Here is a 24,229-nt window from a genome sequence, read left to right on the forward strand (position 1 = left end):
GCGCGGGGGGGGGGGGGGCGGCCGGCCGCCCCCCCCCCCCCCCCCCCCCCCCCCCCCGCGACCCGAAAACCTTACAATCCACTTTCGCGGACGGCGTAAAAAGGCTTTAAACGGTTGATCGCAAAGCCGATTCGCCGCGCCGACGCGCGTCAGGCCGGTGGTAGAATAATCGGCTGATTTTTTTGATCGTTTGACTGATAACGGAGAGACCAACGTGTCGTTCATTTCCAATGCCTTTGCCCAAGGCACAGCAACAGGTGGCATTGAATCGAACCTGATGAGCTTCCTGCCGCTGATCCTGATGTTCGGCGTGCTGTACTTCATCATGATTCGCCCGCAAATGAAGCGCCAGAAGGAGCATCGCAACATGCTCGCCGCCATGGCCAAGGGCGACGAAGTGGTGACGAACGGCGGCATCGTCGGCAAGGTGACCAAGGTGGGTGAGGCTTACGTCGGCGTCGAAATCTCGGAAGGCACGGAAATCACCGTGCAGAAAGCGTCGGTCACGACGATTCTCCCGAAGGGCACGATCAAGTCGCTGTAAGGCCTGCTCTCTCGCGTCCGGCGCGGCCTCGCCGGCGATTCACGCCAACCCGTGCTGAATCACCCGCGCTCATCGCCGGACGCATCGCTTCCAAGCCAACCTTCCCGTTGGACCACTCATGAATCGCTACCCCCTCTGGAAATACGCCGTGATGCTGGTGGCTCTGGTCATCGGCCTCGTGTACACGCTGCCCAACCTGTTCGGCGAAGCGCCGGCGGTGCAGGTGTCGAGCGGCAAGGCAACGGTCAGGCTCGACTCGACCACGCTGGCTGCAGTCGAAGCCGCGCTCGCCGCCAATCAGATCAAGCCGACCGCCGTCACGTTCGACAATTCGACGACCAACACGAACATTCGCGTGCGTCTGCCGGACACCGACACGCAATTGCGCGTCAAGGACCTGCTGCAGAAAACGCTGAACAGCGATCCGACCGATCCGCAGTTCATCGTCGCGCTGAACCTGCAAAGCGCATCGCCCACCTGGCTCTCGGCACTGCACGCGTTGCCGATGTACCTCGGTCTCGATCTGCGCGGCGGTGTGCACTTCCTGCTGCAAGTGGACATGGCCGGCGCGCTCAACAAGAAGCTCGACTCGGACGCCTCGGACGTGCGCACGCTGCTGCGCGACAACAACGTGCGCGACGGCGGCGTGAATCGCGTGGGCCAGTCGGTGGTGGTCAATCTGGCCGATCAGGCTACGGCGGACGCGGCGCTCAAGCTGCTCGGCCGCGGCATCAGCGAACTCCAGTGGGCCTCGCAGGCGGGCCAGGACGGCGGTGTGCAACTGGTCGGCACGTTCACGCCGGCGGTGCAACGCGCCGTGCAGGACGCCGCGCTCAAGCAGAACATCACCACGCTGCATAACCGCGTGAACGAACTCGGCGTGGCCGAGCCGGTGATCCAGCAGCAAGGCGCGGACCGCATCGTGGTCGAGCTGCCGGGCGTGCAGGACACGGCCAAGGCGAAGGACATCATCGGCCGCACGGCGACGCTCGAAGCGCGCCTCGCCGACCCGGTCAACACGCATCCGAATCCGTCCGACCCGGTGCCGCCGGGCGACGAACTGTTCACCCAGGGCAACCAGACGCCGGTGCTGCTGCGCAAGCAGGTCATCTTCACGGGCGACCGGATCATCGATGCGTCGGCGGGCTTCGACGAACATCAGCGTCCTTCCGTCAGTCTGCGCCTCGACTCGGCCGGCGGCCGCGCGCTGCGCAGCGTGTCGCGCGACAACATCGGCAAGCCGATGGCGATGGTGCTGTTCGAACGCGGCAAGGGCGAAGTGCTGACGGTGGCGACCATCCAGTCGGAACTGGGCGACCGCTTCCAGATCACCGGTCAGCCCACTCCGCAAGCCGCCGCCGACCTCGCGCTGCTGCTGCGCGCCGGTTCGCTCGCCGCGCCGATGGAAATCATCGAAGAACGCACGATCGGCCCGAGCCTCGGCGCCGACAACATCAAGAAGGGCTTCCACTCGGTGGTGTGGGGCTTCGCAGCGATCGCCGTGTTCATGATCGCGTACTACATGCTGTTCGGCGTAATCTCGATGATCGGTCTGTCGGTCAACCTGCTGCTGCTGATCGCGGTGCTGTCGATGTTGCAGGCCACGCTCACCTTGCCGGGTATCGCCGCTATCGCGCTCGCGCTCGGTATGGCGATCGACGCGAACGTGCTGATCAACGAACGCGTGCGTGAAGAACTGCGCAACGGCGCGCCGCCGCAACTGGCGATCCAGAACGGCTACGCGCATGCATGGGCGACGATTCTCGACTCGAACGTCACCACGCTGATCGCCGGTCTCGCATTGCTCGCCTTTGGCTCCGGCCCGGTGCGCGGCTTCGCGATGGTCCACTGTATCGGCATTCTGACGTCGATGTTCTCGGCGGTGTTCTTCTCGCGCGGTATCGTCAACCTCTGGTACGGCGGCAAGAAGAAGCTGAAGTCGCTGGCGATCGGCCAGGTGTGGCGTCCGGAAACGGCGCCCGCGGGCTCGGGCGCTTACCTCGGCAACAACGACGCCGACACCGACACCGCGAAAGCCGTCGCCAAGGCAGCAGCCAAGCCGAAGGCTCCGGCAGGCGCGCAGGCGCGCACCGGCAAGCCGACTGTGCGCCGCCGCGATGCGTCGGGTTCCTCGAACACGCCGCAGAAACCGGGTTCATCCCGCTGAGTCCCGGAGAACAAGACCATGGAATTTTTCCGTTTTCGCAAAGACATTCCGTTCATGCAGCGTGCGTTGATCTTCAACGCAATCTCGCTGCTGACGTTCCTTGCCGCTGTGTTCTTCCTCGTGCATCGCGGGCTGCATCTGTCGGTGGAGTTCACCGGCGGGACCGTGATCGAAGTGCAGTATCCGGGCGCCGCGCCGCTTGATCCGGTGCGCGGCACGCTGGCCAAACTCGGCTACGCGGACGCCCAGGTGCAAAACTTCGGCACCTCGCGCGACGTGCTGATCCGTCTGCCGCTCAAGCAGGGCTACACGTCGGCGCAACAGAGCGATCAGGTGATGACCGCGCTGAAGGCCGAGACGCCGCAGGTGCAATTGCAGCGCGTCGAGTTCGTCGGCCCGCAGGTCGGCAAGGAACTCGCCACCGACGGCCTGCTCGCACTCGCCTGCGTGGTGATCGGCATCGTGATCTACCTGTCGTTCCGCTTCGAATGGAAGTACGCGGTGGCCGGCGTGATCGCGAACTTGCACGATGTGGTGATCATTCTCGGCTTCTTCGCGTTCTTCCAGTGGGAGTTCTCGTTGTCGGTGCTGGCCGCGGTGCTTGCGGTGCTCGGCTATTCGGTGAACGAGTCGGTCGTTATCTTCGACCGGATTCGCGAGACCTTCCGCCGCGAACGCAAGCTGACCGTGATCGAGGTGATCAACCACGCGATCACCAGCACGATGTCGCGAACCATCATCACGCACGGCTGTACGCAGATGATGGTGCTCTCGATGTTCCTGTTCGGCGGCCCGACGCTACACTACTTCGCGCTGGCGCTGACGGTCGGTATTCTGTTCGGTATCTATTCGTCGGTGTTCGTCGCCGCCGCGCTCGCGATGTGGCTCGGCGTGAAGCGCGAAGATCTGGTGAAGGACAAGAAGGAACGCACCGATCCGAACGACCCGAACGCGGGCGCCCAAGTCTGATCCTGTTGTAGAGGCGGACTTCGTCAACCATGCAAAAGGCCGGTTCTTCCTGAACCGGCCTTTTGCGTTTACCGCCGCATCGCCTCAGCGAAACCCGAGCTTGCGACGCGCCGCCATCAATGCCACGAGGCTCACCGCCGCGGCAAAAATCAGGTAGTAGCTCGGCGCCGCCTTCGACCCCGTCGCGCTGATCAGCCACGCGATGATGAAAGGCCCGAAACCGCCGAAGATCGTCACGGCGATGTTATACGCGAGCGACATGCCGGTCGTGCGCGTCTGCACCGGGAACATCTCCGACAGCAAACCCGGCAGCGCCGCGAAGTACCCCGTCATCAGGAAACCGAACACGATCTGCATCGCCATCAGCGTGCCGAACGTCGGGTGCGCGACCAGATACAGAAAGGCCGGATAGATCAGCACGAGCAGCAGCAGCGCCGGCACCAGCATGATCGTGGTGCGCCCATGCCGGTCCGACAGATGACCGATCAGCGGCGAGAACACCATCTGGATCACGCCGGTCAGCGCGATCGCCGAGAACGCGACCGACGGCGCCAGCCCAAGCTGCTTCACGCCATAGGTCGGCATGAACAGCACCAGATACGTCGACACGGTGCCGAGCACCACCACGCCGATCGCGATCACGAGCCGCAGCTTCTGGCTCGCGAAGGTGTCGCGCAGCGGCGTCGTGGTGGTTTCGGCCGCGAGGAATTCGGGGGTCTCGTCGAGCTTCGTGCGAATGTACCAGGCGACCGGCCCGATCAGCAGACCGAAGAAGAACGGCACGCGCCAGCCCCACGACGCCATCTGTTCCGGCGCCAGCGAACCGGTGAGCAGCACGCCGAAGCCGGCGGCCAGCAGCGTCGTGAGCCCCTGGCTCGCCACCTGCCAGCTGGCGAAGAAACCGCGCCGTCCCGGCACGTGCTCGGCGAGAAACGCGGTCGCGCTGCCGAATTCACCACCCGCCGAGAAGCCCTGCATCAGACGCGCCATCACGAGAATCAGCGGCGCGGCGAGGCCGATGCTCTGATAGGTCGGCAGGATCGCGATGATCAGCGTGCCGCCCATCATCAGCAGGATCGACAGCGTGAGCGCGGCCTTGCGCCCGGCGCGATCCGCGTACGCGCCGATCACGATCGCCCCGAGCGGGCGCATGAAGAACGACACGCCGAAGGTGCCGAGCGTCAGCAGCAGCGAGACCGTGTCGTTGCCGGCCGGGAAAAACAGCTTTGCGATGGTCACCGCGAAAAAGCCGTACACCACCAGGTCGAACCATTCCAGCGCATTGCCGATCGAGGCGGCGATCACCGCGCGCCACGAACTCTGCCGGCTCCCCGCGAGGCTTGCTGCGGTCGTTGCATTCATCCAGATCTCCAGTTCGCGCGAAATATTGTTTGATGCGGGCGCGCTGCGCCCGATGCAGCCGAATCCGATGCGCGCCTCACCGGTTCGGTGCCAGCGCTCTATTTAACTGGAAAATAAATCCGGCGCGAGCGGCAAATGGGATGCAGCGCCGCATGAGGCCTCAGGGCGGATCGCGCAAAGCGCCGACGGATAACGGACACGCAAGAAAAAACCGCTTCGTCGCAAGGCGAACGAAGCGGCTTCCTGTGTTGCGGCGCAACGGCGACGCGGGTCAAGGCGCTTACTGCTTGATACCTTCCGACTGGATATGCAGCCGCGTCTCCATGCTGAAGCCGTACTTGGCGCCGGAATCCATGCCGAAATCGGCGCGGCTGAACTGGGCGCTCGCCTCCACGCCGCATACTTCACGTTTGAGCACCGGGTGCTGCATGCACTTGAACGAATCGATCTTCAGATTGAGCGGCTTGGTCACACCGCGCATCGTCAGATTGCCGACCACTTCGACCGGCTTGTCGCCGTCAAAGCGGATCGCGGTGCCCTTGTAGGTCACCGCGGGATATTTCGCGACGTCGAAAAAATCATCCGTTTTCAGATGTTCGTCCAGCTTGCTGTTGCCGGTCTGGATCGAAGCCGGATCGACCGTCACGTCCACCGTGCCGGTCTTCGCCGCGCGGTCGAGCGTCACCGTGCCGGCGCTCTTCGTGAACTTGCCGCGCCACACCGACAGCCCGCCGAAGTGATCCGCCTCGAAGCTCGGATACGTGTGGGTCGGGTCGAGCTGATAGGTATCGGCCGCAAACGCGCCGAACGAGATAGAAGAAGCAAGTGCGCCGACGGCGATCAACATGGATGTTTTCAATTCATGCTCCTCGATTCTGGGGAAAAAAACGGTGAGAAAAACGGCCGCGCCCAACGAACGTCCAACGAGCGCAGCGGACATCACGCGCATCGCACGCTTCACTTATGCGCCGCGACGATATGAAACTTGATCACCACGTCATCGGCAACCACCGACGTGTCCTTCCACTCGCCGGTGCCGATGTCGAATTGCGAACGCTTGATCGGCAGCGAGCCGTCGAAGGTTTGCGTCGCGCCTTGCTGGCTCACCGTGACCGGCACCACCACGGTCTGCGACTTGCCCTTGATGGTCAGCTTGCCGGTCACCTTGAACTGATTGCCGCCGGCCGGCGCGATCGCGCTCGACACGAAGGTGGCGCTCGGGTAGGTTTTCGCGTCGAACCACTCCTTGCCGCGCACCTGGTCGTTGTAGCTTTCGTCGCCGAGGTCATAGCTGCCCACGTCGATGGTGAGCTGCGCGCTGCCCTCGGCCGGTTTGGCCGGATCGAAGCTGACCTGCGCGGCGAACTTGTTGAACTTGCCCTCCACCGGCACGTTCATCTGCTTCGAGGTGGCCGTCACCGAACTCTTCGCGAGGTCCACCTGCGCGAGCGCGCTGCCGGCCGCGGTCAGCGAGGCCGCGGCGAACGCGGCGAGCATGTAGCGATAAAACGAGACCTTCATGGTTGTCCTTATTTGAGGAAAGGGAGCATGCGCGACAGCAGGCCATCGCGATCCAGCCATTGATGCTTGAGCGCGGCCGCCACGTGCAGCGCGACCAGCACGAGCAACGTGTAATTCAGCGCGATATGCACGGCCTTGAGCAGTTCCTTCAGGTGCGGGTCCGGCGCGATCAGACGCGGCAGCGGGATCAGTCCGAGGTACACCACCGGCACGTTCGCCGCCAAGCTGTACAGGTAGCCGGAGGCGGGAATGGCGATCATCAGCACGTACAGCAGCACATGCACGAGATGCGCAGCGCCGCGCTGCCAGGCGGGCATGCGGCGCGGCATCGGCGGGGCCGCGTGAGTCGCGCGCCACAGGATGCGCAGGATCGCGAGCGCGAACACCGTCACGCCGATCCATTTGTGCCAGGAGAAATAACGCAGCTTGGTGGGCGTGAAGCCCGGGATGTCGGTCATCACCCAGCCGAGCGCGAAGCCGCACACGATCAGAAGCGCGATCAGCCAGTGAAAGGCGATGGCGGTCCGCGTGTACGACTCCCGGCTGCCGAATGAAGGATTGAGTGCCATGACAGGTCAACGCAAGCTAATAGAGGTTAACGGCGCAGCTTGCTCTGCTATTCCCTGCGTCGATGCGCATGGCATCGGAGTGTGCGGCCAGGGACTTGCCTGCTGCGATACACGCCAAGGCCGCCATGCTACCCCATGCAAAAGAAGCTGGCAGGGGGATTCGGATCGGACTGGTTCGGATTTTGCTGCACAGCGATCCGTCGTTCGATAATCGGGGGGCCGAAAATGCCGAATCGATACCCAAGCGATACCTGAGCGCGCGCAACTGCCCGATGCCGGCCGCCGCCCGGCTCGCGATGCGCGCCCAAGGATGGGGTCGGGGCAGCGGCAAAAAAGCCACCTTTGGTACTATGGCTGCACTCTCGCCCGGCCTGCCAATAAGAACCGGCCTTGCACGCTGCCTTTCACGTCGTTAGCCCTTTTGCCGTATGGACCATGACAACCTGATCGCGTGCCATGAATGCGATACGCTTTTCCGCAAGCCACGGCTTGTGGGGCGCACGAGCGCACGCTGTCCGCGCTGCGGCGCGACGCTCTATCGCGGCGTCTCGCGCAAGCTGGACAGCATCTGTGCGATGACGCTGGCTGCGCTGATCACCTTCGTGATCGCGCAGGGCTTTCCGATCGTCGAACTCGAAACCAACGGTATCATCTCGCAAACTACACTGTTCGGCGCGCTCATCGCGCTGTGGGACGAGGACATGCAGATCGTCGCGGTGATGGTGTTCTGCTCGACCATCCTGTTTCCGCTGACCGAACTCGTCGCGCTGCTCTACGTGCTGGTGCCGCTGCGTGCCGGCTACGTGCCCTCCGCGTTCAACCGCGTGCTGCGCGCGATCCAGTTCGTGCGCCCATGGGGGATGATCGAAGTGTTCATGCTCGGCGTGCTGATCACGATCGTGAAGATGGTCAGCCTCGCGCGCGTGATCCCCGAGGCCGCGCTGTTCGCGTTCGGCACCCTGACGCTGATGTTCGCGGTGGTCGTCACGTTCGATCCGCGCGTGCTGTGGGATCTCGCCGACGAACTCGGCGAGCGCAACCAGCGGCCGCTGCCGCGCACCGCCGCCGACAGCGCCGCCGCTGCCGTCGGCACGCAGGCCGGCCCGCCCGCACCGGCTGACTTGCCCGCCGCGCCCACCGCGCCGCCGGACGGTGCGTCTACCGCCGCGCAACCGCCGTTGCCACCCGGCGCGCCGCCCGCGCCGCATCAGGGATGAGCGCACGATGAAATACGTCACCGCGAAACGCGCGGGCCTCGTCTCCTGCCACGCATGCGGACGCGTCGAGCCGCGCATCCGCTCGGTCACGCCGCAGCACTGCGGACGCTGCGGCGCGCACCTGCACGTGCGCAACCCCGACAGCCTGATGCGCACCTGGGCGCTGCTGATCGCCGCGGCGCTGCTGTATATTCCGGCCAACCTGTTGCCGGTGATGCACACTGCGTCGCTGCTCGGCTCCGAAGACGACACCATCATGAGCGGCGTCGTGTATTTCTGGACCTCGGGCGACTGGCCGCTCGCGGTGATCGTGTTCATCGCCAGCATCATGGTGCCGATGCTCAAGCTGAGCGTGCTGGTGCTGCTCACCGTCACCGCGCAGCGCCGCTCGCGCTGGCGGCCGGAGCAGCGCACCACGCTGTACCGGATGGTCGAGCGGATCGGCCGCTGGTCGATGCTCGACGTGTTCGTCGTCACGCTCACCGTCGCGCTCGTGCGCTTCAAATCGCTTGCCGTGATCACGGCCGGACCGGGCGCGATCGCGTTCGGCTCGGTAGTGATCCTGACCATGATGGCGTCCATGCAATTCGATCCACGGCTCATCTGGGACCCCGTGGACGGTAATACTCAAAAACCTCAGGATCTCGACCATGACTAGCCCGCAAGGACCGACGCCCGCCTCCGGCGATTCGAACGGACCCAGGCTGCCGCCGCAACTCCCGGACCCCGACATCGAGCCGCGCAGCCGCTGGCTGCCGTCGCTCGTCTGGGTGATTCCGCTGATCGCCGCGCTGATCGGCATCGCGCTCGTGATCAAGTCGGTGACCGAAAAAGGTCCGGTCATCACGATCAGCTTCATCAGCGCCGAAGGCCTCGAGCCCGGCAAGACCAAGGTCAAGTACAAGGACGTCGACGTCGGGTCGGTGAAGACCATCACGCTCGCGCAGGATCTGTCGCACGTGCTGGTGCAGGTCCAGTTGACCAAGGAAGGCGAAAAATTCGCGGTCAAGGATTCGCGCTTTTGGGTGGTGCGCCCGCGCGTCGGCGCAAGTGGCGTATCGGGTCTCACCACGCTGCTCTCGGGTGCGTACATCGGCACGGATGCCGGCCGTTCGTCGGATACCGAGAAGAACTTCGTCGGCCTCGAAACGCCGCCGCCGATCACCGGCGACCAGAAGGGTCACCAGTTCGTGCTGCACGGCGACTCGCTCGGCTCGATCGACATCGGCTCGCCGATCTTCTACCGGCGCGTGCAGGTCGGCCAGGTGGTCGGCTTCTCGCTCGACAAGGACGGCACCGGCGTGACCATGCAGGTATTCGTGTCCGCGCCGTTCGACCAGTACGTCGGCACCAACTCGCGCTGGTGGCATGCGAGCGGCGTCGACTTGCGGCTCGATTCGAGCGGCTTCAAGCTGAACACGCAGTCGCTCGCGACGGTGATCGTCGGCGGCCTGTCGTTCCAGTCGCCGCCCGGCCAGGGTGTGGGCGCGCAGGCGCCGAACAACATGACGTTCCGGCTCGCGTCGGATGAAGCGGACGCGATGCGCGACCCGGACGGCGTGCCGCTGCGCGTGGTGATGAACTTCAACCAGTCGCTGCGCGGGCTGTCGATCGGCGCGCCGATCGATTTCCGCGGCATCGTGCTGGGCCAGGTGACCAATATCGGCATCGACTACGATCCGAAGACGCGCAGCTTCACGATGCCGGTGACGATGAACATCTACCCCGACCGCCTCGGCAAGCGCTTCCGCGAGACCGCCCCGGCGCCGGGCAGCCTCGCCGGTCAGAACATGCTGCAGCAACTGGTGAAGCATGGACTGCGCGGCCAGTTGCGCACCGGCAATCTGATCACGAGCCAGCTGTACGTCGCGCTGGATATCTTCCCGAAGGCGGCGCCGGCCACCGTCGACGTCGCGAGCGATCCGCTCGAGCTGCCGACCATCCCGAACACGCTCGACGAGTTGCAGCTCCAGGTCGCCGACATCGCGAAGAAGCTCGACAAGGTGCCGTTCGACCAGATCGGCACCAACCTGAACAGCGCGCTGAAAAACGCCGATCAACTGTTCACGCGCCTCGACAAGGAAGTCGTGCCGCAAGCCCGCGACACGCTCGCGGCGGCGAAGCAGACCTTCGGCTCGGCGCAGGCGACGTTGCAGCAGGACTCGCCGTTGCAGTCGGATGTTCATCAGGCGTTGCAGGAACTGACGCGCACGTTGCAGTCGTTGAACGCGCTGTCGGACTATCTGGAGCGCCATCCCGAATCGCTGTTGCGCGGTAAATCAGGAGATAAACCATGATGTTTGCCCGGCTCCCCCGCCCATCGCGCGCGCTCGTGCGCGGCGCTGCGTACGCCGGCGCGCTGGCCGCGGCTGTGACTCTGGCGGCATGCGCGTCGCCGCCGAGCCGCTTTTACACGCTGGGCGCCGATGCCGCGGCCGGCTCCGCCGCGCCGGGTGGCACGCGGACGGCCGCCGCGCAGACCTGGCTGATCGAGGTCGCGCCGGTCGACGTGCCGCCGCAAGTGGCGAAAAATCAACTCGTCGTGCAGACCGCCCCGACCCAGGTCAAGGTGCTCGAAGAGGAGCGCTGGGCGTCGCTGCCCGGCGACGAAATCCGCCGCGCGCTGTCCACGAGTCTCACGCAGCAGCTCGGCACCATCGACGTCTATGGCACCGCGCATCCGGATGCGACGCCGGTGTATCGCGTCAGCATGAATGTGCAACGCTTCGAGTCGTGGCCCGGCTCGCATGCGTTGATCGATGCGGTGTGGAGCGTGCGGGCCGTGCGCAGCAACGCGGTGATGACGTGCCGCAGCGTGGTGAACGAGGCGGTTAGCGGCGGCTATGACGCGCTCGTCGAAGGACACCGTCGCGCGTTGCAGCAGATTAGCGGGCAGATCGCGTCGGCGGTGCAGGCGATGGCTGCGGCGGCTCCGCGTAGCGCGGCGAGTGGCTCGTCGGGCAAGGAGGCCGCGGTGGTCGTGCCGGCGTGTCCTGTCGCGGGTGCCACTACGGCGGCGGCGGCTGGCGGTTGAGGGAGGTTGGGTTTAAGCGTCTCTCGCGTCTGCGCGTTTTCGCTTTGGCCGCGCTGAATACGCTGGCGAGGTTCTGACCGACGTTATCAAGGATAGCCACGGAAAGTTCACCTATCCTTTAATACGCCGCACGCATCCCGCAGGCAATCTACATGTTCGACACGCTCAAACGACTCATCAAAAAATGGCGCGCGTCGCGTGACGGCGGCCATCAGCTCGACGCGCTGCTGGCGATCGCCGATCGCGCCGCCCCCTATCCCGAGCGCAGCGAATGGCTGATCGAACTCGCGCACTGGATTCGCCGCGGCCACGCCGTGCAGGCCGATGCACTCGAACCCGACGCCTCCCGCTCGGCCCCGGCGCATACGCGCATCCGCTATCTGCTTCACGTACTCGATCGCAACCCCGCGTGGAAGGCCAACGTCGCCGGCATTCTGCGCGCGCTGCTGCGCGAAAGCGACGGCCTCTCGCTGCTCTGCGACGCCGGCATGCCCGTGCACTCCGGATTCTTCGGCGCGCTGTTCGGGCGCTTCGAAGCGTCGTTGATCCCACCCGCGCCGAACCGCCGCGACCTCACCGCGATCGTCACGCTGATGTTCAGTTCCGAGCGCGACGCCGAATGGATCGCCACGCTGCCCGCCGACCTGCTGATTCGCATCCACGCGCTGTTCGACTACGCCGCGCAAGACGAACCGCCGCGCGACAACACGCCGTTCTCGCTCGACCTGCTGGCCGCCTTGCACAACCTCACCTGCCAGATCAGCTCCACGGGTCTGTCACAAACGGTGCGCAGCCGGCTCGTTGTCGTCGACCCTGCCGACCGCGATACGGACGACCGGCACGACACCAGCGACATGCGCGTTGCGATGGAAAAGCAGCCGTTCTACCGCCTCACGCGCGCGATGCTCGCTGTCGAAGCCGCGCACAATGCGCTCATGGCCGGCGAGCCGCAAGACCGGCTGCTGCGCGAAGTCAACTATCTGCGGCTGTTGCTCGACGACTGCCGCGCCGCCACCGACAACGTCTTCGCCCATCTCTATCACAACGGCGTGAGCGTCGACATCGTGTTTCAGGTCGAGCGTATGCGCATGCGCATCGTGCGCGCCGAACATCTGCTCAACGCCTGGATGGCGCATGACGATCCGCACGCGGGCGCGCGTCTGACTGCGGAACTCGTCGAAGCGAATCACGCGAGCCAGAGCATCGCGCACCTGATGCGCAGCAATTTCTCGCTGCTCGCGCGCAAGGTCGTCGAATACAGCGCGGATACCGGCGAGCACTACATCGCCCGCGACCGCGCCGAATATCTGAAGATGATGCGCATGGCGGCCGGTGGTGGGCTCGTCACCGTCGTCACGGTCTGCGTGAAGTTCGCGATCACCGGCGCGCATCTGCAAGCCATGCTCGAAGGCCTGCTGGCCGGCATCAACTACGCGGCCAGCTTTCTGCTGATGCACTTCCTGCACTTCTCGCTCGCCACCAAGCAGCCGGCCATGACCGCGCCCACCCTCGCGCGCGAACTCGACGGCGTCAGCACGCCCGCAGGCGTCGACATTTTCGTGAGCTCGGTGACCGCGCTGATGCGCACCCAGGCCGCCGCGGTGCTCGGCAACGTGCTGCTGGTGTTTCCCGTGTGCCTCGTCGTGCAACTGCTGTGGCGCTGGCTGTTTCACGCCGACATCATCTCGGCGGACAAGGCGCTCGCCACCCTGCGCTCCTTTTCGCTACTCGGGCCGACGCCGTTCTACGCCGCGTTGACCGGCGTGCTGCTGTGGTCGTCGAGTCTGCTCGCGGGCTGGGCCGACAACTGGTTCGTGCTGCATCGCGTCGCCGATGCGCTCGCCTACAACCGCCGCCTGCGTCTGACGCTCGGCGCGGCCACTGCGGACCGCTTCGCGCACTGGTGCCGGGCGAACGTGGCGGGGGTCGTCGGCAATATCTCGCTCGGCCTGATGCTCGGACTCGTGCCGGCGATCGTCACCGCGCTCGCGTTCAGTTTCGAAGTGCGTCACGTGACGCTCAGCGCCGGTTCGATCGGCGTCGCGCTCGGTGTGCTCGGCGAGCGCGCGTTGAAGCTGCCGGAGCTCTGGTGGGCGGTGGCGGGGGTCGGCAGCATGGCGATACTCAACGTGGCCGTGAGCTTCGCGCTCGCTTTCTACATGGCGGTGAAGTCGCGCGATCTGCGGCGCAGCGCGGTGCGCTCGCTGCGCGGCGCGATCTGGCAGAGGCTGCGCCGGCATCCGCTGGAACTGGTGTGGCCGGAGAGAGCGGTGCGCAAGGCGAACTAGGCTGCGCTTCGTGCGCTTCGTGCGCTTCCTGCACTTCCTGCACTTCCTGCACTTCCCGCTCTTCCCGCTCTTCCCGCTCTTCCCGCTCTTCCCGCTCTTCCCGCTCTTCCCGCTCTTCCCGCTCTTCCCGCGCCTCCCGCTCCTCCCGCGCCTCCCGCGCCTCCCGCTCCTCCCGCGCCTCGTGCGCCTCCTGCGCCTCCTGCGCCGGCCCCGCCAGCCGCCGCGAGCGGCCCGCCCCGTAATCGCGCCGGGCGGGCCACCCCGACCGCGTACAATAGCGCCTTATCCAACGCCTTCCGGCAACCTCAATGTCCTTCGATTTCTTCCTCCCTTGCCCACGCGGCCTTGAAGCCTCGCTCGCGGCCGAACTCGCCGAAATTGCCGCGAAACACCTGAACGGCGCGCCATTCACGGCCGGCGCACAAGTGCCCGGCGGCGTGCATTTCCGCGGCGGCTGGGCTGCCGGCATGGCCGCCAACCTGCATTCGCGCCTCGCGAGCCGCGTGCTGCTGAAGATCGCGCACCGCCCGTATCGCAGCGAACAGGACATTTACGCGCTCGCGGTCGAACAGCGTTGGGAGCAATGGTTCTCGGCCAAAGAAACGCTGCGGGTGGACGTCACCGCGATCAAATCGCCGCTGCGCAGCCTCGAATTCACGACGCTGCGCGTGAAGGACGCGATCTGCGACCGTCTGCGCGAAGTCAGCGGCGCGCGACCGAGCATCGACACCGCGATGCCCGACGTGCGCGTGTTCGCGTTTCTCACCGCCACCGATTGCACGCTCTACCTCGACACGTCCGGCGATCCGCTCTTCAAGCGCGGCTGGCGTCTCGACAAGGGCGCGGCGCCGCTGCGCGAGAATCTCGCGGCGGGCATTCTGCGCTTGACCGGCTGGAGCGCCGGCACGCCGCTGTACGACCCGATGTGCGGCAGCGGCACCTTCCTCGCGGAAGCCGCCCAGGTGGCGCTGAACATCGCGCCGGGGGCGGAGCGCCGCTTCGGCTTCGAGAAGCTCAAGCAATTCGACGCGAAGACCTGGCAAACGCTGAAGGCGGCCGCGCTCGACGCGAAGCACGCCGCGCGCAGCTCGCGCGCCGATCTGCAGATCTTTGGCAGCGATATTTCCGGCGACATGCTCGACAAGGCGCGCGCAAACTTCCAGCGCGCCGGCTTGCCGTCGATTCCGCTCAAGCAGGTCGATGCGCGCGGCATGACGCCGCCCTCGTCCGAAGCGGGCATCCTCGTCGCCAATCCGCCGTATGGCGAGCGGATCGAAGTGCGCGGCCGTAATGCGCGCGGCGAGTTGCGCGAAGGCCGCGGCAATCGCGAGAACCGCGACGACGATGGTTTCCGTCGTGTGCAGGAAGAAGCGCCGGACAGCGAATTTTTCCACTCGCTCGGCGATGCGTTGAAGCAGCGCTTCACCGGCTGGCATGCGTTCATTCTCACGTCGGATCGCAAATTGCCAGGGCAGTTGCGCTTGCGTGAGTCGACCAAGACGCCGCTCTTTAACGGTGCGCTCGAATGCCGGCTGTTCCGCTTCGATCTGATCGCGGGCAGCGTGCGTCAGCGGCCGCAGAGCGATGCGTCGGCGGCTGGAAGCGAAGGGGCTTAAGGGCATTACCGCTCAGGGCAACCGCCGCTTGAGGCGCGCTGCAATGCGGCTATGAAACCGCGGACCTTTTGGGCTCCGCGGTTTTTTTTCGTCCGGCGCGCGGCGGCGGCGATGGCGGTTTTTTTCGGCGCTGCGGTTCGGCTTGCATCGCCTGCCTCCTGTCAGTAGCGGCTCAGCGTGCCTCTACTGCCATCCGTCACAGCGCCGCCGCCCGCACCAATCGCATGCGCCGCGCCTTTCCCGCGCCCGCCACATGCCGCAACGCCGCCGCTCACCACGCCCGACAATCCGCCTCCTGCCACACCCTACTGACACCACGCTGTCAGCAGCACCCCCGCACACTCCTTCTCACGCCATCCGGCGCTTTGCACGGCCTACCCGCCATCCACAGGAGAGTGTCATGTCCACGTCAGCCAAAGTTGTTGCATGGTTCGAGATTCCGTCCGTCGATTTCGATCGCGCCCGTCCGCTTTTACGAAGCCGCGCTCGACGTGCAGCTCAATCGCCAGGAAATCGGCGGGCAGCCGATTGCGATATTCGGCTACGAAGAGCCGGCCACTGGAGGCGCGATCGTCCACAGCCCGTCGATGACGCCGACCGGCGACGGCGTGCTCGTCTATCTGAGTGCGCAGCCGACCGTGGACGCCACCCTCGCGCGCGTCGAACAGGCCGGCGGCAAGACCGATGGCCCGGTGATCAAGCTGCCTCAGGACATCGGCTACATCGCGTTCTTCACGGATACGGAAGGCAACCGCCTCGGCCTGCATTCGCGCACCAACGGCTGAACGGCAGCCCACTCAGCGAAGCGGCTTGAGGCGGTTTGAGGCGCAGCAGAGCGACGCGGCTTGAGGCGGCTCCTAGCGCATCAGAGCGACGCGGCAAAACGGAGCCACACTGCCACGCGAAGCCGCAAGCCGCGGCACGGAAGCACGAAGCAAACTCTGGCAGCACCTCGCCACGCGGCGCGCGTCCCAACAGCGCGCGCCGCAGCGAACCTCGAGCGGAGCGCGGCATGCGGCGCTATCATCGCGGGACCGTTCCCGTCCTCTTCTACAAGACGCCCACGATGACGCGCCGCGCCGACCGCCTGTTCCAGATTGCCGAACTGTTGCGCGGACGGCGTCTGACCACCGCGCAGCAACTCGCCGACTGGCTGAACATTTCGCTGCGCACGGTCTATCGCGATGTCCGCGATCTCCAATTGTCGGGCGTGCCGATCGAAGGCGAAGCCGGCATCGGCTACCGGCTGAGCCGCACCGCGAGCCTGCCGCCCCTCACCTTCACCGCCGACGAACTGGCCGCGCTCGCCGCCGGCGCGCGCATGCTCGAATCGTGGGGCGGCGCGGACTTCGCGAGCGGCGCGCGCGGGGCGCTCGCCAAGATCGCGTCGGCGATGCCTGCCGACAAACGCGCGACGCTCGAAAGGCTGGCGATTTTCGCGCCGTCGTTTCACATCAAAGGGAATTTTTCGGCGCAGCTGGATGCACTGCATCGCGCGATCGATGCGCGGCACGTGGTGCGTTTCGCCTACACCGACGCGAGCGGCGCGGCCACCGAGCGCCGCGTCTGGCCGCTCGCGTTAGCGTATTGGGGCGCACGCTGGACCCTCGGCTCATGGTGCGAATTGCGCGGCGACTTCCGCAATTTCAGTCTGGAGAAGATCGTGGATATTCAGGTGCTCGAACAGTATCCGGATCGGGAAGGCCGGCGGCTCGCGGATCTGCTGCGGCACGTGAACGCGAAGCCGAAGTGAGGATCCTGGCGTGTCGCGATGCGAGCGCTGGAGGGAACCTGCTGCAACACGCGGGCGTCGGGTCGAAGCGAACTTAGGCAGGCATCGCCGGGCTGACCGTGGTGAACCTCGGCAGGCACCCGGCGCGCCCCGTTCCAACAGCCGCACGCGAACGCCACGCCGAAGCGGGAATCACGGGCCCATAAACCATGCAACCCGCGATCCCCGGATACGCACTTACTCGACCGCCTTCACCATATCCTCGATCACCTTCTTCGCGTCGCCGAACACCATCATCGTCTTGTCCATGTAGAACAGGTCGTTGTCGAGCCCGGCATAGCCCGCCGCCATCGAACGCTTGTTCACGATGACCGTACGCGCCTTATAAGCCTCGATAATCGGCATGCCCGCGATCGGCGACTTCGGATCGTTCTTCGCGGCCGGGTTCACCACGTCGTTCGCGCCGAGCACAAGCACCACGTCGACCTGGCCAAACTCGCCGTTGATGTCGTCCATTTCGTAGACCATGTCGTAGGCGACTTCGGCTTCGGCGAGCAGCACGTTCATGTGCCCCGGCATCCGGCCGGCGACCGGGTGAATCGCGTACTTCACCTCGATGCCCTTCTCGACCAGCTTGTCAGTGAGCTCCTTCAGCGCATGCTGCGCACGCGCCACGGCAAGCCCATAACCCGGCACGATCACCACGGTTTCGGCGTTGCCGAGCATGAATGCCGCATCGTCGGCCGAACCGGACTTCACCGGACGCTGCTCCGCCGCGCCGCCGGCCACCGCCGCGCCCGCCTCGTTGCCGAAGCCGCCGAGGATCACGTTGAAGAACGAGCGGTTCATCGCGCGGCACATGATGTACGACAGAATCGCGCCGGACGAGCCGACCAGCGACCCCGCGATGATCAGCATCGGATTGTTCAGCGAGAAGCCAATGCCCGCCGCCGCCCAGCCCGAGTACGAGTTCAGCATCGACACGACCACCGGCATGTCCGCCCCGCCGATCGGAATGATGATCAGCACGCCGAGCACGAACGCGATGATCGTCATGATGATGAACGGCAGCCACGCCTGCGTGAGAAAGAAGATGATGCCGAAGCCGAGCATCGCGATGGCGAGCATCAGGTTGATCAGATGCTGGCCGCCGTACACGACCGGCGCGCCCTGGAAGAGCCGGAACTTGTACTTGCCCGAGAGCTTGCCGAACGCGATCACCGAGCCGGAGAACGTGATCGCGCCGACGAACGTGCCGATGAACAGCTCGATGCGATTGCCGAACGGCAGGAAGCCCGGGATCGGATAGTCCGGATCGCCGAGCCCGAACGCGGCCGGCTCCGACACCACCGCATACGCGATACAGACCGCCGCGAGACCGATCAGCGAGTGCATCGCCGCGACCAGTTCGGGCATCTTGGTCATCTCGACGCGCGCGGCGACGAACGAGCCGACCGCGCCGCCGATCACGAGCGCGACCAGCAGCAGGCCGAGCCCGAGGCCGAGGTTCGAGCCGAGCGCCGAGGCCTGTTTCGCGATCAGCGCGATGGTCGTGAGGATCGCAATCGCCATCCCGACCATGCCGAAGGTATTGCCGACGCGCGCCGTCTTCGGATTCGACAGCCCCTTGAGCGCCTGAATGAAACAGACCGACGCGACCAGATAAAGCAGCGTGACGACGTTCAGACTCATTACGCGTTCTCCTTAGCGGCTGCGGGGAGCTTCTTCGGCTCTTTCTTGCGGAACATCTCCAGCATTCGCCGGGTGACGAGAAAGCCGCCGAACACGTTGACCGCCGCGAGCGCGACCGCGAGCGTGCCGAAGAACTTGCCGGGCGCGCCCAACGTGAGACCCGCGGCGAGCATCGCACCGACGATCACGATCGCCGAGATCGCATTGGTCACGGCCATCAGCGGCGTGTGCAGCGCGGGCGTGACGTTCCAGACCACGTGGTAGCCGACGTAGATCGCCAGCACGAAAATGATCAGGTTGATGACGGTGTGGTTGATGACTTCCATTGCCGTTCTCCTCTATGCCTTGCGCGTGACTGCGCCATCACGGGCCAGCAGCGTGGCCGCGACGATGTCGTCCGCGAGATCGATGTTCAACGCGCCTTCCTTCGTGATGATCAGCTTGAGGAAGTCGAGCAGGTTGCGCGCGTAGAGCGACGACGCGTCGGCAGGCACCATCGACGCGAGGTTCGTATAGCCGACGATCTGCACGCCATGCTTGACCACCACCTGGTCCGCTTCGGTCAGCGGACAGTTGCCGCCGCGCCGGCCTTCGTACTCCGGGCCGCGTCCGGCCGCGAGGTCGACCAGCACCGAGCCCGGTTTCATGGCCTGCACGGTGTCGACCGAGATCAGCGTGGGCGCGGCGCGGCCCGGAATCAGCGCGGTGGAGATCACTACATCCGCCTGTTTCGCCCGCTCGTGGACCAGCGCCGACTGACGCGTGAGCCACGACAGCGGCATCGGCCGCGCATAGCCGCCGACGCCTTGCGCGGCTTCGCGCTCCTCGTCGGTTTCGTAGGGCACGTCGAGAAACTTCGCGCCGAGCGATTCAATCTGCTCTTTCACGGCGGGCCGCACGTCTGACGCCTCGATCACCGCGCCGAGGCGCTTGGCGGTCGCGATCGCCTGCAGGCCGGCCACGCCCGCGCCGAGAATCAGCACGCGCGCGGCTTTCACGGTGCCGGCCGCGGTCATCAGCATCGGCATGAAGCGCGGATAGAGCGTCGCCGCCAGCAGCACCGCCTTGTAGCCCGCGATATTCGCCTGCGACGACAGCACGTCGAGGCTCTGTGCGCGCGTCGTACGCGGCGCGGCTTCGAGCGCGAACGCGGTGACGCCGGCCTCGGCGAGCTTCTGCGCGTTCTCGGCGTTAAACGGGTCGAGCATGCCGACCAGCGTCGCGCCGCGCTTCAGGAGCGGCAACTCGGCGTCGGTGGGGGACTGGACTTTGAGGAGGAGATCGGCGCCGAAGGCGGTGGCCGCATCGACGATTTCCGCGCCGGCGGCCGTGAAGGCCTCGTCAGGAAAGCTCGCGGGGACGCCCGCGCCGCTCTGGATCGTGACCCGGTGGCCCTGGGTCACGTACTTCTTGACCGTTTCGGGCGTCGCGGCGACGCGGGTTTCGTGCGCGCGCGTCTCAGCTGGCACTCCGATATGCATCGTGTTCCTCCTCGACTTCCTGTTTGACGACAGATCGGCCGACGAGGCACGCCGGCTTGCAATTGCAACGGCTAACGCCTCACTTTAACCGAAACCGGGGGGTGCACAGAAATCGGGGACAATCCGGGGTTGCCGTGCGGCCCGCCATGGGCCGCCGCTGGCCGGCTCCAGGCAGCCCAGGCCCATAAACGGTAAAATGCGCAGCCATGAAACCGGAAACCTGGCTGCCGCACGTGACCGTCGCGGCGATCGTCGAGCGTGACGGGCGCTTTCTCGTCGTCGAGGAACATACCGCCGACGGCCTGCGCCTGAATCAGCCCGCCGGCCACCTGGAGGCGGGCGAAACGCTGTTGCAGGCGGTGAGCCGCGAAACGCTCGAGGAAACCGCCCATCCGTTCACGCCCGAGGCGCTGGTCGGCCTGTACATGACCCACTTCGAGCGGCCCGGCAGCGCGGGCATCACCTACCTGCGCTTCACCTACTGCGGCGCAGGCGGCGAACCGGACCCGCAGCGCGCGCTCGATCCGGACATCGTCCGCACCTTGTGGATGAGCGCCGACGAATTGCGCGCGTGCCCCGAACGGCACCGCACGCCGCTCGTCATGCAATGCGTCGACGACTACCTCGCCGGCCGGCGTTTCCCGCTCGACTTCGTGCATACGCATTCGGTCGGGCCCACAAGATAACCCTCGCGGGCGCCGTCACGAGCGGCCGTCCCACGATCCATGCAGTCATGCAGCACCCAGTGAGCATCTTATGAGCAAGCAGAAAGTCGTAGTAGGCATGTCGGGCGGCGTCGATTCGTCGGTCACCGCATGGCTGCTGAAGGAACAGGGCTACGACGTGGTCGGCCTGTTCATGAAGAACTGGGAAGACGACGACGACAGCGAATACTGCTCGACGCGGCAGGACTGGATCGACGTGGTGTCGGTGGCGGACCTGATCGGCATCGACGTCGAAGCGGTCAACTTCGCTTCCGAATACAAGGACCGCGTGTTCGCCGAATTCCTGCGCGAATACTCGGCCGGCCGCACGCCGAACCCGGACGTGCTGTGCAACGCCGAAATCAAGTTCAAGGCTTTCCTCGACCACGCGATGTCGCTCGGCGCGGAAACCATCGCCACGGGCCACTATGCGCGCGTGCGCGAGAACGATGGCCGCTTCGAATTGCTGAAGGCGTTCGACCATACGAAGGACCAGTCGTACTTCCTGCACCGGCTGAACCAGGCGCAATTGTCGAAGACGCTGTTTCCGCTGGGCGAGATTCCGAAGACCAAGGTGCGCGAAATCGCCGAGCAGATCGCACTGCCGAATGCGAAGAAGAAGGATTCGACCGGCATCTGCTTCATCGGCGAACGGCCGTTCCGCGACTTCCTGAATCGCTATCTCCCGACCAAACCGGGCCCGATGAAAACCAACGACGGTAAAGTGGTCGGCGAACATATCGGCCTCGCGTTCTACACGTTCGGCCAGCGCAAGGGCATCGGCCTCGGCGGCAGCAAGGACGGCAGCGGCGACCCGTGGTTCGTGGCCGGTAAGGATATTGCGTCGAACTCGCTGTACGTCGCGCAGGGCCATGAGCATCCGTGGCTGCTCAGTCATACGCTGAGCGCGGGCAATACGAGCTGGGTCGCGGGCGAACCGCCGGCGGAAGGCTTCGCGTGCGGCGCGAAAACGCGTTATCGGCAAGCAGATGCGCCGTGTACGTTCAATGCGGCGAACGGTGGCGAAGGCCTCTTCGAACTGACTTTCGACACCGCGCAATGGGCCGTCACGCCGGGGCAATCAGCGGTGCTCTATGACGGCGAAGTCTGCCTTGGCGGCGGCATCATCGAACACGCGGTGACAGGACAGCCGGCTGTCCTGCCGCAAGACCAGACGCAAGAGCGGCCAAAGAAACGGCGGCAGAAAGCGGCACTGCTGGGCGCGCGCTAAGCGATGCAATGGGGCAAGCTGCGCAGGTCCGGCGCGCCCAGCGTGCCTGGCTCGCTCGCGCCGTCCGTCGCGCCGCTTCCTTCGCCATTCACACACGCTTCACCTTCGCGTGCGACGCTTGTCATTCGTTCGCATACCTCATCTTCAGATTCGGCCGGCCGCTGCATTGTGCGTGGCTTCACCCGCACGGGCCAGCACGCGAGGCTGCTCCAGGCTCACGCCCGCTTCGCGCTGATCCGCAGCCGTCAGTTTCCTTCGCGGTGGATTCCGCCTGCGCCGAACGCGCCGGCGATCCCGCCGCGACGATCTTCACTGCACTGGAGTCCCCATGTTTTCTCGACGTTATCTGGCCATGTGGTGCACCACCGCGCTGCTCGCCATTTGCGCGGCGCTGGCCGCCACTCAGGCTATTTCGTGGTTCTGGATCATCGTGCCGCTCGCGCTCGTCGCGCTCGGCCTGTTCGATTTGACGCAGCAGCGCCATGCGATTCTGCGTAACTACCCGCTATGGGGCCACTTCCGCTTCCTGTTCGAATTCATCCGCCCGGAAATCCGCCAGTATTTCGTCGAAAACGACACCGATGAAAAACCGTTCTCGCGCGCGCAGCGCAGCATCGTCTACCAGCGCGCGAAGAACGACGTCGACAGCCGTCCGTACGGAACCGAGGTCGACGTCAAAGCCGTCGCGCACGAATGGATCAGCCACTCGCTTGCGCCGACCACGCTCGAGAATCACGACTTCCGCATCGTCGTCGGCCCCGAGCGTGCGCAGCCTTATTCGATGTCGATCTTCAACGTCTCCGCGATGAGCTTCGGCTCGCTGTCCGCGAACGCGATCATGGCGCTGAACCTCGGCGCGAAGAAAGGCAACTTCGCGCACGACACCGGCGAAGGCTCGATGTCGAAGTATCACCGCGAGCATGGCGGCGACATCATCTGGGAAATCGCCTCGGGCTACTTCGGCTGCCGCAACGACGACGGCACCTTCAGCGCGGAGAAGTTCGCGAAGCAGGCCGCCGAGCCGCAAGTGAAGATGATCGAGGTGAAGCTGTCGCAAGGCGCGAAGCCGGGTCACGGCGGCGTATTGCCCGCAGCGAAGATCACGCCGGAAATCGCGGAAACGCGCGGCGTGCCGATGGGCCGCGATTGCATCTCGCCCGCCACCCACTCCGAGTTCTCGACACCGCGCGGCCTGCTCGAATTCGTCGAGCGTCTGCGCACGCTATCGGGCGGCAAGCCGACCGGCTTCAAGCTGTGCATCGGGCATCCGTGGGAGTTCTTCGGCATTGCGAAGGCGATGCTGGAAACGGGCATTGTTCCGGACTTCATCGTCGTGGACGGCGCGGAAGGCGGCACCGGCGCGGCGCCGCTCGAATTCACCGATCACGTCGGCGTGCCGTTGCAGGAAGGCCTGCTGCTGGTGCACAACACACTGGTCGGGATCGGCTTGCGGCAACGCATCCGCATCGGCGCGAGCGGCAAGATGATCACCGCGTTCGACATCACGAAGACGCTGGCGATCGGCGCCGACTGGGTCAACGCGGCGCGCGGCTTCATGTTCGCGGTGGGCTGCATCCAGGCGCAGACCTGCCACACGGGCCGCTGCCCGACCGGCGTCGCGACCCAGGACCCGGCGCGCCAGCGCGCGCTGGTGGTGCCGGACAAGGCCGACCGCGTGTTCAGCTTCCACCACAACACGCTGCATGCGCTGAAGGAAATCATTCAGGCCGCGGGGTTGAAGCATCCGGCGGAACTGCGCGCGCATCACATCGTGCGGCGCGTGTCGTCGCATGAGGTGCGGCTGATGTCGGAACTGCTGAAGTATCTCGAACCGAACGATCTGCTCACCGGCAACTATCGCTACTCGCTGTTCGAAAAGTACTGGCCTGTCGCGCAAAGCGACTCGTTCTCGCCGAGGGCGGAACTGGCGGCGACGTGAGCGCCGACGCATGACTCACGACACCGGGCCGCCAACGCGCGGCCCGCTTGTCGTTCAAAAGCCGCATCCCGCGCGCGTCCGACCCCGTAAAACGGACGCCCCCTTGCCTTTCCGTTAAAATCTACGGTTTAGCACTTCGCTCCACGGCCACCTCGCGCGCTTC

The 24,229-nt window shown here is 65.4% G+C and carries 20 protein-coding genes and 1 pseudogene; 14 read left to right on the top strand and 7 right to left on the bottom strand.

Annotation, left to right across the window (positions count from 1 at the left end; all coding sequences use genetic code 11):
• Window positions 1–214: 214 nt before the first annotated feature.
• The 3 genes from yajC to secF all read left to right on the top strand — a co-directional run bounded on the left by yajC (window position 215) and on the right by secF (window position 3,680).
• Complete coding sequence (gene yajC / locus PQQ53_RS31655; protein WP_007179286.1) at window positions 215–544, top strand: preprotein translocase subunit YajC; 330 nt, start codon at window positions 215–217, stop codon at window positions 542–544.
• Window positions 545–662: 118 nt separating this feature from the next.
• Window positions 663–2,711, top strand: a complete 2,049-nt coding sequence (gene secD / locus PQQ53_RS31660) for a protein translocase subunit SecD (protein WP_408328516.1) — start codon at window positions 663–665, stop codon at window positions 2,709–2,711.
• Between the two features lie 18 nt (window positions 2,712–2,729).
• On the top strand, window positions 2,730–3,680 hold the full coding sequence (gene secF, locus PQQ53_RS31665; RefSeq protein ID WP_408143523.1) for a protein translocase subunit SecF: 951 nt from the start codon (window positions 2,730–2,732) through the stop codon (window positions 3,678–3,680).
• 84 nt (window positions 3,681–3,764) lie between these two features.
• Here the strand turns inward: secF and PQQ53_RS31670 are convergent, their stop codons facing one another.
• The 4 genes from PQQ53_RS31670 to PQQ53_RS31685 all read right to left on the bottom strand — a co-directional run bounded on the left by PQQ53_RS31670 (window position 3,765) and on the right by PQQ53_RS31685 (window position 7,132).
• Window positions 3,765–5,042, bottom strand: a complete 1,278-nt coding sequence (locus PQQ53_RS31670; RefSeq protein WP_408143521.1) for an MFS transporter — start codon at window positions 5,040–5,042, stop codon at window positions 3,765–3,767.
• 280 nt (window positions 5,043–5,322) lie between these two features.
• On the bottom strand, window positions 5,323–5,889 hold the full coding sequence (locus tag PQQ53_RS31675) for a YceI family protein (protein ID WP_408143608.1): 567 nt from the start codon (window positions 5,887–5,889) through the stop codon (window positions 5,323–5,325).
• Window positions 5,890–5,999: 110 nt separating this feature from the next.
• Complete coding sequence (locus PQQ53_RS31680) at window positions 6,000–6,563, bottom strand: YceI family protein (protein ID WP_408143519.1); 564 nt, start codon at window positions 6,561–6,563, stop codon at window positions 6,000–6,002.
• Window positions 6,564–6,571: 8 nt separating this feature from the next.
• Entirely contained in the window at window positions 6,572–7,132 is a 561-nt protein-coding gene (locus tag PQQ53_RS31685) for a cytochrome b (RefSeq protein ID WP_408143517.1), read from the bottom strand.
• A 428-nt stretch (window positions 7,133–7,560) separates the two neighbouring features.
• On the opposite strand from PQQ53_RS31685, the gene PQQ53_RS31690 reads away from it, so the two are divergent.
• The 8 genes and pseudogenes from PQQ53_RS31690 (at window position 7,561) to PQQ53_RS31725 (ending at window position 17,040) form a co-directional block, all read left to right on the top strand.
• The gene (locus PQQ53_RS31690) at window positions 7,561–8,349 is read left to right on the top strand and encodes a paraquat-inducible protein A (RefSeq protein WP_408328519.1); all 789 of its coding nucleotides are present in this window, start codon (window positions 7,561–7,563) and stop codon (window positions 8,347–8,349) included.
• Between the two features lie 7 nt (window positions 8,350–8,356).
• Window positions 8,357–9,007: a paraquat-inducible protein A gene (locus tag PQQ53_RS31695; RefSeq protein ID WP_408154702.1), complete on the top strand. Its 651-nt coding sequence runs from the start codon at window positions 8,357–8,359 to the stop codon at window positions 9,005–9,007.
• Complete coding sequence (locus PQQ53_RS31700; protein WP_408143512.1) at window positions 9,000–10,646, top strand: PqiB family protein; 1,647 nt, start codon at window positions 9,000–9,002, stop codon at window positions 10,644–10,646. The genes PQQ53_RS31695 and PQQ53_RS31700 overlap by 8 nt, the downstream gene beginning before the upstream one ends.
• Complete coding sequence (locus tag PQQ53_RS31705; RefSeq protein ID WP_408143510.1) at window positions 10,643–11,383, top strand: PqiC family protein; 741 nt, start codon at window positions 10,643–10,645, stop codon at window positions 11,381–11,383. The genes PQQ53_RS31700 and PQQ53_RS31705 overlap by 4 nt, the downstream gene beginning before the upstream one ends.
• Before the next feature lie 152 nt (window positions 11,384–11,535).
• Entirely contained in the window at window positions 11,536–13,671 is a 2,136-nt protein-coding gene (locus PQQ53_RS31710; protein WP_408328522.1) for a site-specific recombinase, read from the top strand.
• Window positions 13,672–13,979: 308 nt separating this feature from the next.
• Window positions 13,980–15,287, top strand: coding sequence for a THUMP domain-containing class I SAM-dependent RNA methyltransferase (locus PQQ53_RS31715; protein ID WP_408143506.1), 1,308 nt, complete (start codon window positions 13,980–13,982; stop codon window positions 15,285–15,287).
• Between the two features lie 400 nt (window positions 15,288–15,687).
• Window positions 15,688–16,072 (top strand): annotated as a pseudogene (locus tag PQQ53_RS31720) (VOC family protein).
• A gap of 227 nt (window positions 16,073–16,299) precedes the next feature.
• The gene (locus tag PQQ53_RS31725; protein WP_408143503.1) at window positions 16,300–17,040 is read left to right on the top strand and encodes a helix-turn-helix transcriptional regulator; all 741 of its coding nucleotides are present in this window, start codon (window positions 16,300–16,302) and stop codon (window positions 17,038–17,040) included.
• 216 nt (window positions 17,041–17,256) lie between these two features.
• Here PQQ53_RS31725 and PQQ53_RS31730 read toward each other — a convergent pair whose 3' ends face one another.
• From PQQ53_RS31730 to PQQ53_RS31740, 3 genes are read right to left on the bottom strand one after another with little or no spacing between them, the layout of a single operon-like run.
• Entirely contained in the window at window positions 17,257–18,711 is a 1,455-nt protein-coding gene (locus PQQ53_RS31730) for an NAD(P)(+) transhydrogenase (Re/Si-specific) subunit beta (protein ID WP_408328525.1), read from the bottom strand.
• Window positions 18,711–19,037, bottom strand: a complete 327-nt coding sequence (locus tag PQQ53_RS31735) for an NAD(P) transhydrogenase subunit alpha part 2 (RefSeq protein WP_115781869.1) — start codon at window positions 19,035–19,037, stop codon at window positions 18,711–18,713. The genes PQQ53_RS31730 and PQQ53_RS31735 overlap by 1 nt, the downstream gene beginning before the upstream one ends.
• Window positions 19,038–19,049: 12 nt before the next feature.
• Window positions 19,050–20,192, bottom strand: a complete 1,143-nt coding sequence (locus PQQ53_RS31740; protein WP_408328528.1) for a Re/Si-specific NAD(P)(+) transhydrogenase subunit alpha — start codon at window positions 20,190–20,192, stop codon at window positions 19,050–19,052.
• Between the two features lie 206 nt (window positions 20,193–20,398).
• Here PQQ53_RS31740 and PQQ53_RS31745 point away from each other — a divergent pair, with 206 nt between their 5' ends.
• The 3 genes from PQQ53_RS31745 (at window position 20,399) to PQQ53_RS31755 (ending at window position 24,066) form a co-directional block, all read left to right on the top strand.
• Window positions 20,399–20,878, top strand: a complete 480-nt coding sequence (locus tag PQQ53_RS31745) for an NUDIX hydrolase (RefSeq protein ID WP_408154696.1) — start codon at window positions 20,399–20,401, stop codon at window positions 20,876–20,878.
• 70 nt (window positions 20,879–20,948) lie between these two features.
• On the top strand, window positions 20,949–22,127 hold the full coding sequence (mnmA, locus tag PQQ53_RS31750; RefSeq protein WP_408328531.1) for a tRNA 2-thiouridine(34) synthase MnmA: 1,179 nt from the start codon (window positions 20,949–20,951) through the stop codon (window positions 22,125–22,127).
• A 328-nt stretch (window positions 22,128–22,455) separates the two neighbouring features.
• Window positions 22,456–24,066 (top strand): FMN-binding glutamate synthase family protein, encoded by a 1,611-nt coding sequence (locus PQQ53_RS31755; protein ID WP_408328534.1) that lies wholly within the window; start codon window positions 22,456–22,458, stop codon window positions 24,064–24,066.
• Window positions 24,067–24,229: the final 163 nt, after the last annotated feature.

It is taken from the genome of Paraburkholderia strydomiana, from assembly GCF_046030495.1.
Taxonomy (GTDB): Bacteria; Pseudomonadota; Gammaproteobacteria; order Burkholderiales; family Burkholderiaceae; genus Paraburkholderia; species Paraburkholderia strydomiana_A.

What these genes read in the sequence shown, in the direction of transcription:
- secD (WP_408328516.1), top strand. Translation starts at nt 663, where the DNA reads ATGAATCGCTACCCCCTCTGGAAATACGCCGTGATGCTGGTGGCTCTG.
- secF (WP_408143523.1), top strand. Translation starts at nt 2,730, where the DNA reads ATGGAATTTTTCCGTTTTCGCAAAGACATTCCGTTCATGCAGCGTGCG.
- PQQ53_RS31670 (WP_408143521.1), bottom strand. Translation starts at nt 5,042, where the DNA reads ATGAATGCAACGACCGCAGCAAGCCTCGCGGGGAGCCGGCAGAGTTCG.
- PQQ53_RS31675 (WP_408143608.1), bottom strand. Translation starts at nt 5,889, where the DNA reads ATGTTGATCGCCGTCGGCGCACTTGCTTCTTCTATCTCGTTCGGCGCG.
- PQQ53_RS31680 (WP_408143519.1), bottom strand. Translation starts at nt 6,563, where the DNA reads ATGAAGGTCTCGTTTTATCGCTACATGCTCGCCGCGTTCGCCGCGGCC.
- PQQ53_RS31685 (WP_408143517.1), bottom strand. Translation starts at nt 7,132, where the DNA reads ATGGCACTCAATCCTTCATTCGGCAGCCGGGAGTCGTACACGCGGACC.
- PQQ53_RS31690 (WP_408328519.1), top strand. Translation starts at nt 7,561, where the DNA reads ATGGACCATGACAACCTGATCGCGTGCCATGAATGCGATACGCTTTTC.
- PQQ53_RS31695 (WP_408154702.1), top strand. Translation starts at nt 8,357, where the DNA reads ATGAAATACGTCACCGCGAAACGCGCGGGCCTCGTCTCCTGCCACGCA.
- PQQ53_RS31700 (WP_408143512.1), top strand. Translation starts at nt 9,000, where the DNA reads ATGACTAGCCCGCAAGGACCGACGCCCGCCTCCGGCGATTCGAACGGA.
- PQQ53_RS31705 (WP_408143510.1), top strand. Translation starts at nt 10,643, where the DNA reads ATGATGTTTGCCCGGCTCCCCCGCCCATCGCGCGCGCTCGTGCGCGGC.
- PQQ53_RS31710 (WP_408328522.1), top strand. Translation starts at nt 11,536, where the DNA reads ATGTTCGACACGCTCAAACGACTCATCAAAAAATGGCGCGCGTCGCGT.
- PQQ53_RS31715 (WP_408143506.1), top strand. Translation starts at nt 13,980, where the DNA reads ATGTCCTTCGATTTCTTCCTCCCTTGCCCACGCGGCCTTGAAGCCTCG.
- PQQ53_RS31725 (WP_408143503.1), top strand. Translation starts at nt 16,300, where the DNA reads ATGCGGCGCTATCATCGCGGGACCGTTCCCGTCCTCTTCTACAAGACG.
- PQQ53_RS31730 (WP_408328525.1), bottom strand. Translation starts at nt 18,711, where the DNA reads ATGAGTCTGAACGTCGTCACGCTGCTTTATCTGGTCGCGTCGGTCTGT.
- PQQ53_RS31735 (WP_115781869.1), bottom strand. Translation starts at nt 19,037, where the DNA reads ATGGAAGTCATCAACCACACCGTCATCAACCTGATCATTTTCGTGCTG.
- PQQ53_RS31740 (WP_408328528.1), bottom strand. Translation starts at nt 20,192, where the DNA reads ATGCATATCGGAGTGCCAGCTGAGACGCGCGCGCACGAAACCCGCGTC.
- PQQ53_RS31745 (WP_408154696.1), top strand. Translation starts at nt 20,399, where the DNA reads ATGAAACCGGAAACCTGGCTGCCGCACGTGACCGTCGCGGCGATCGTC.
- mnmA (WP_408328531.1), top strand. Translation starts at nt 20,949, where the DNA reads ATGAGCAAGCAGAAAGTCGTAGTAGGCATGTCGGGCGGCGTCGATTCG.
- PQQ53_RS31755 (WP_408328534.1), top strand. Translation starts at nt 22,456, where the DNA reads ATGTTTTCTCGACGTTATCTGGCCATGTGGTGCACCACCGCGCTGCTC.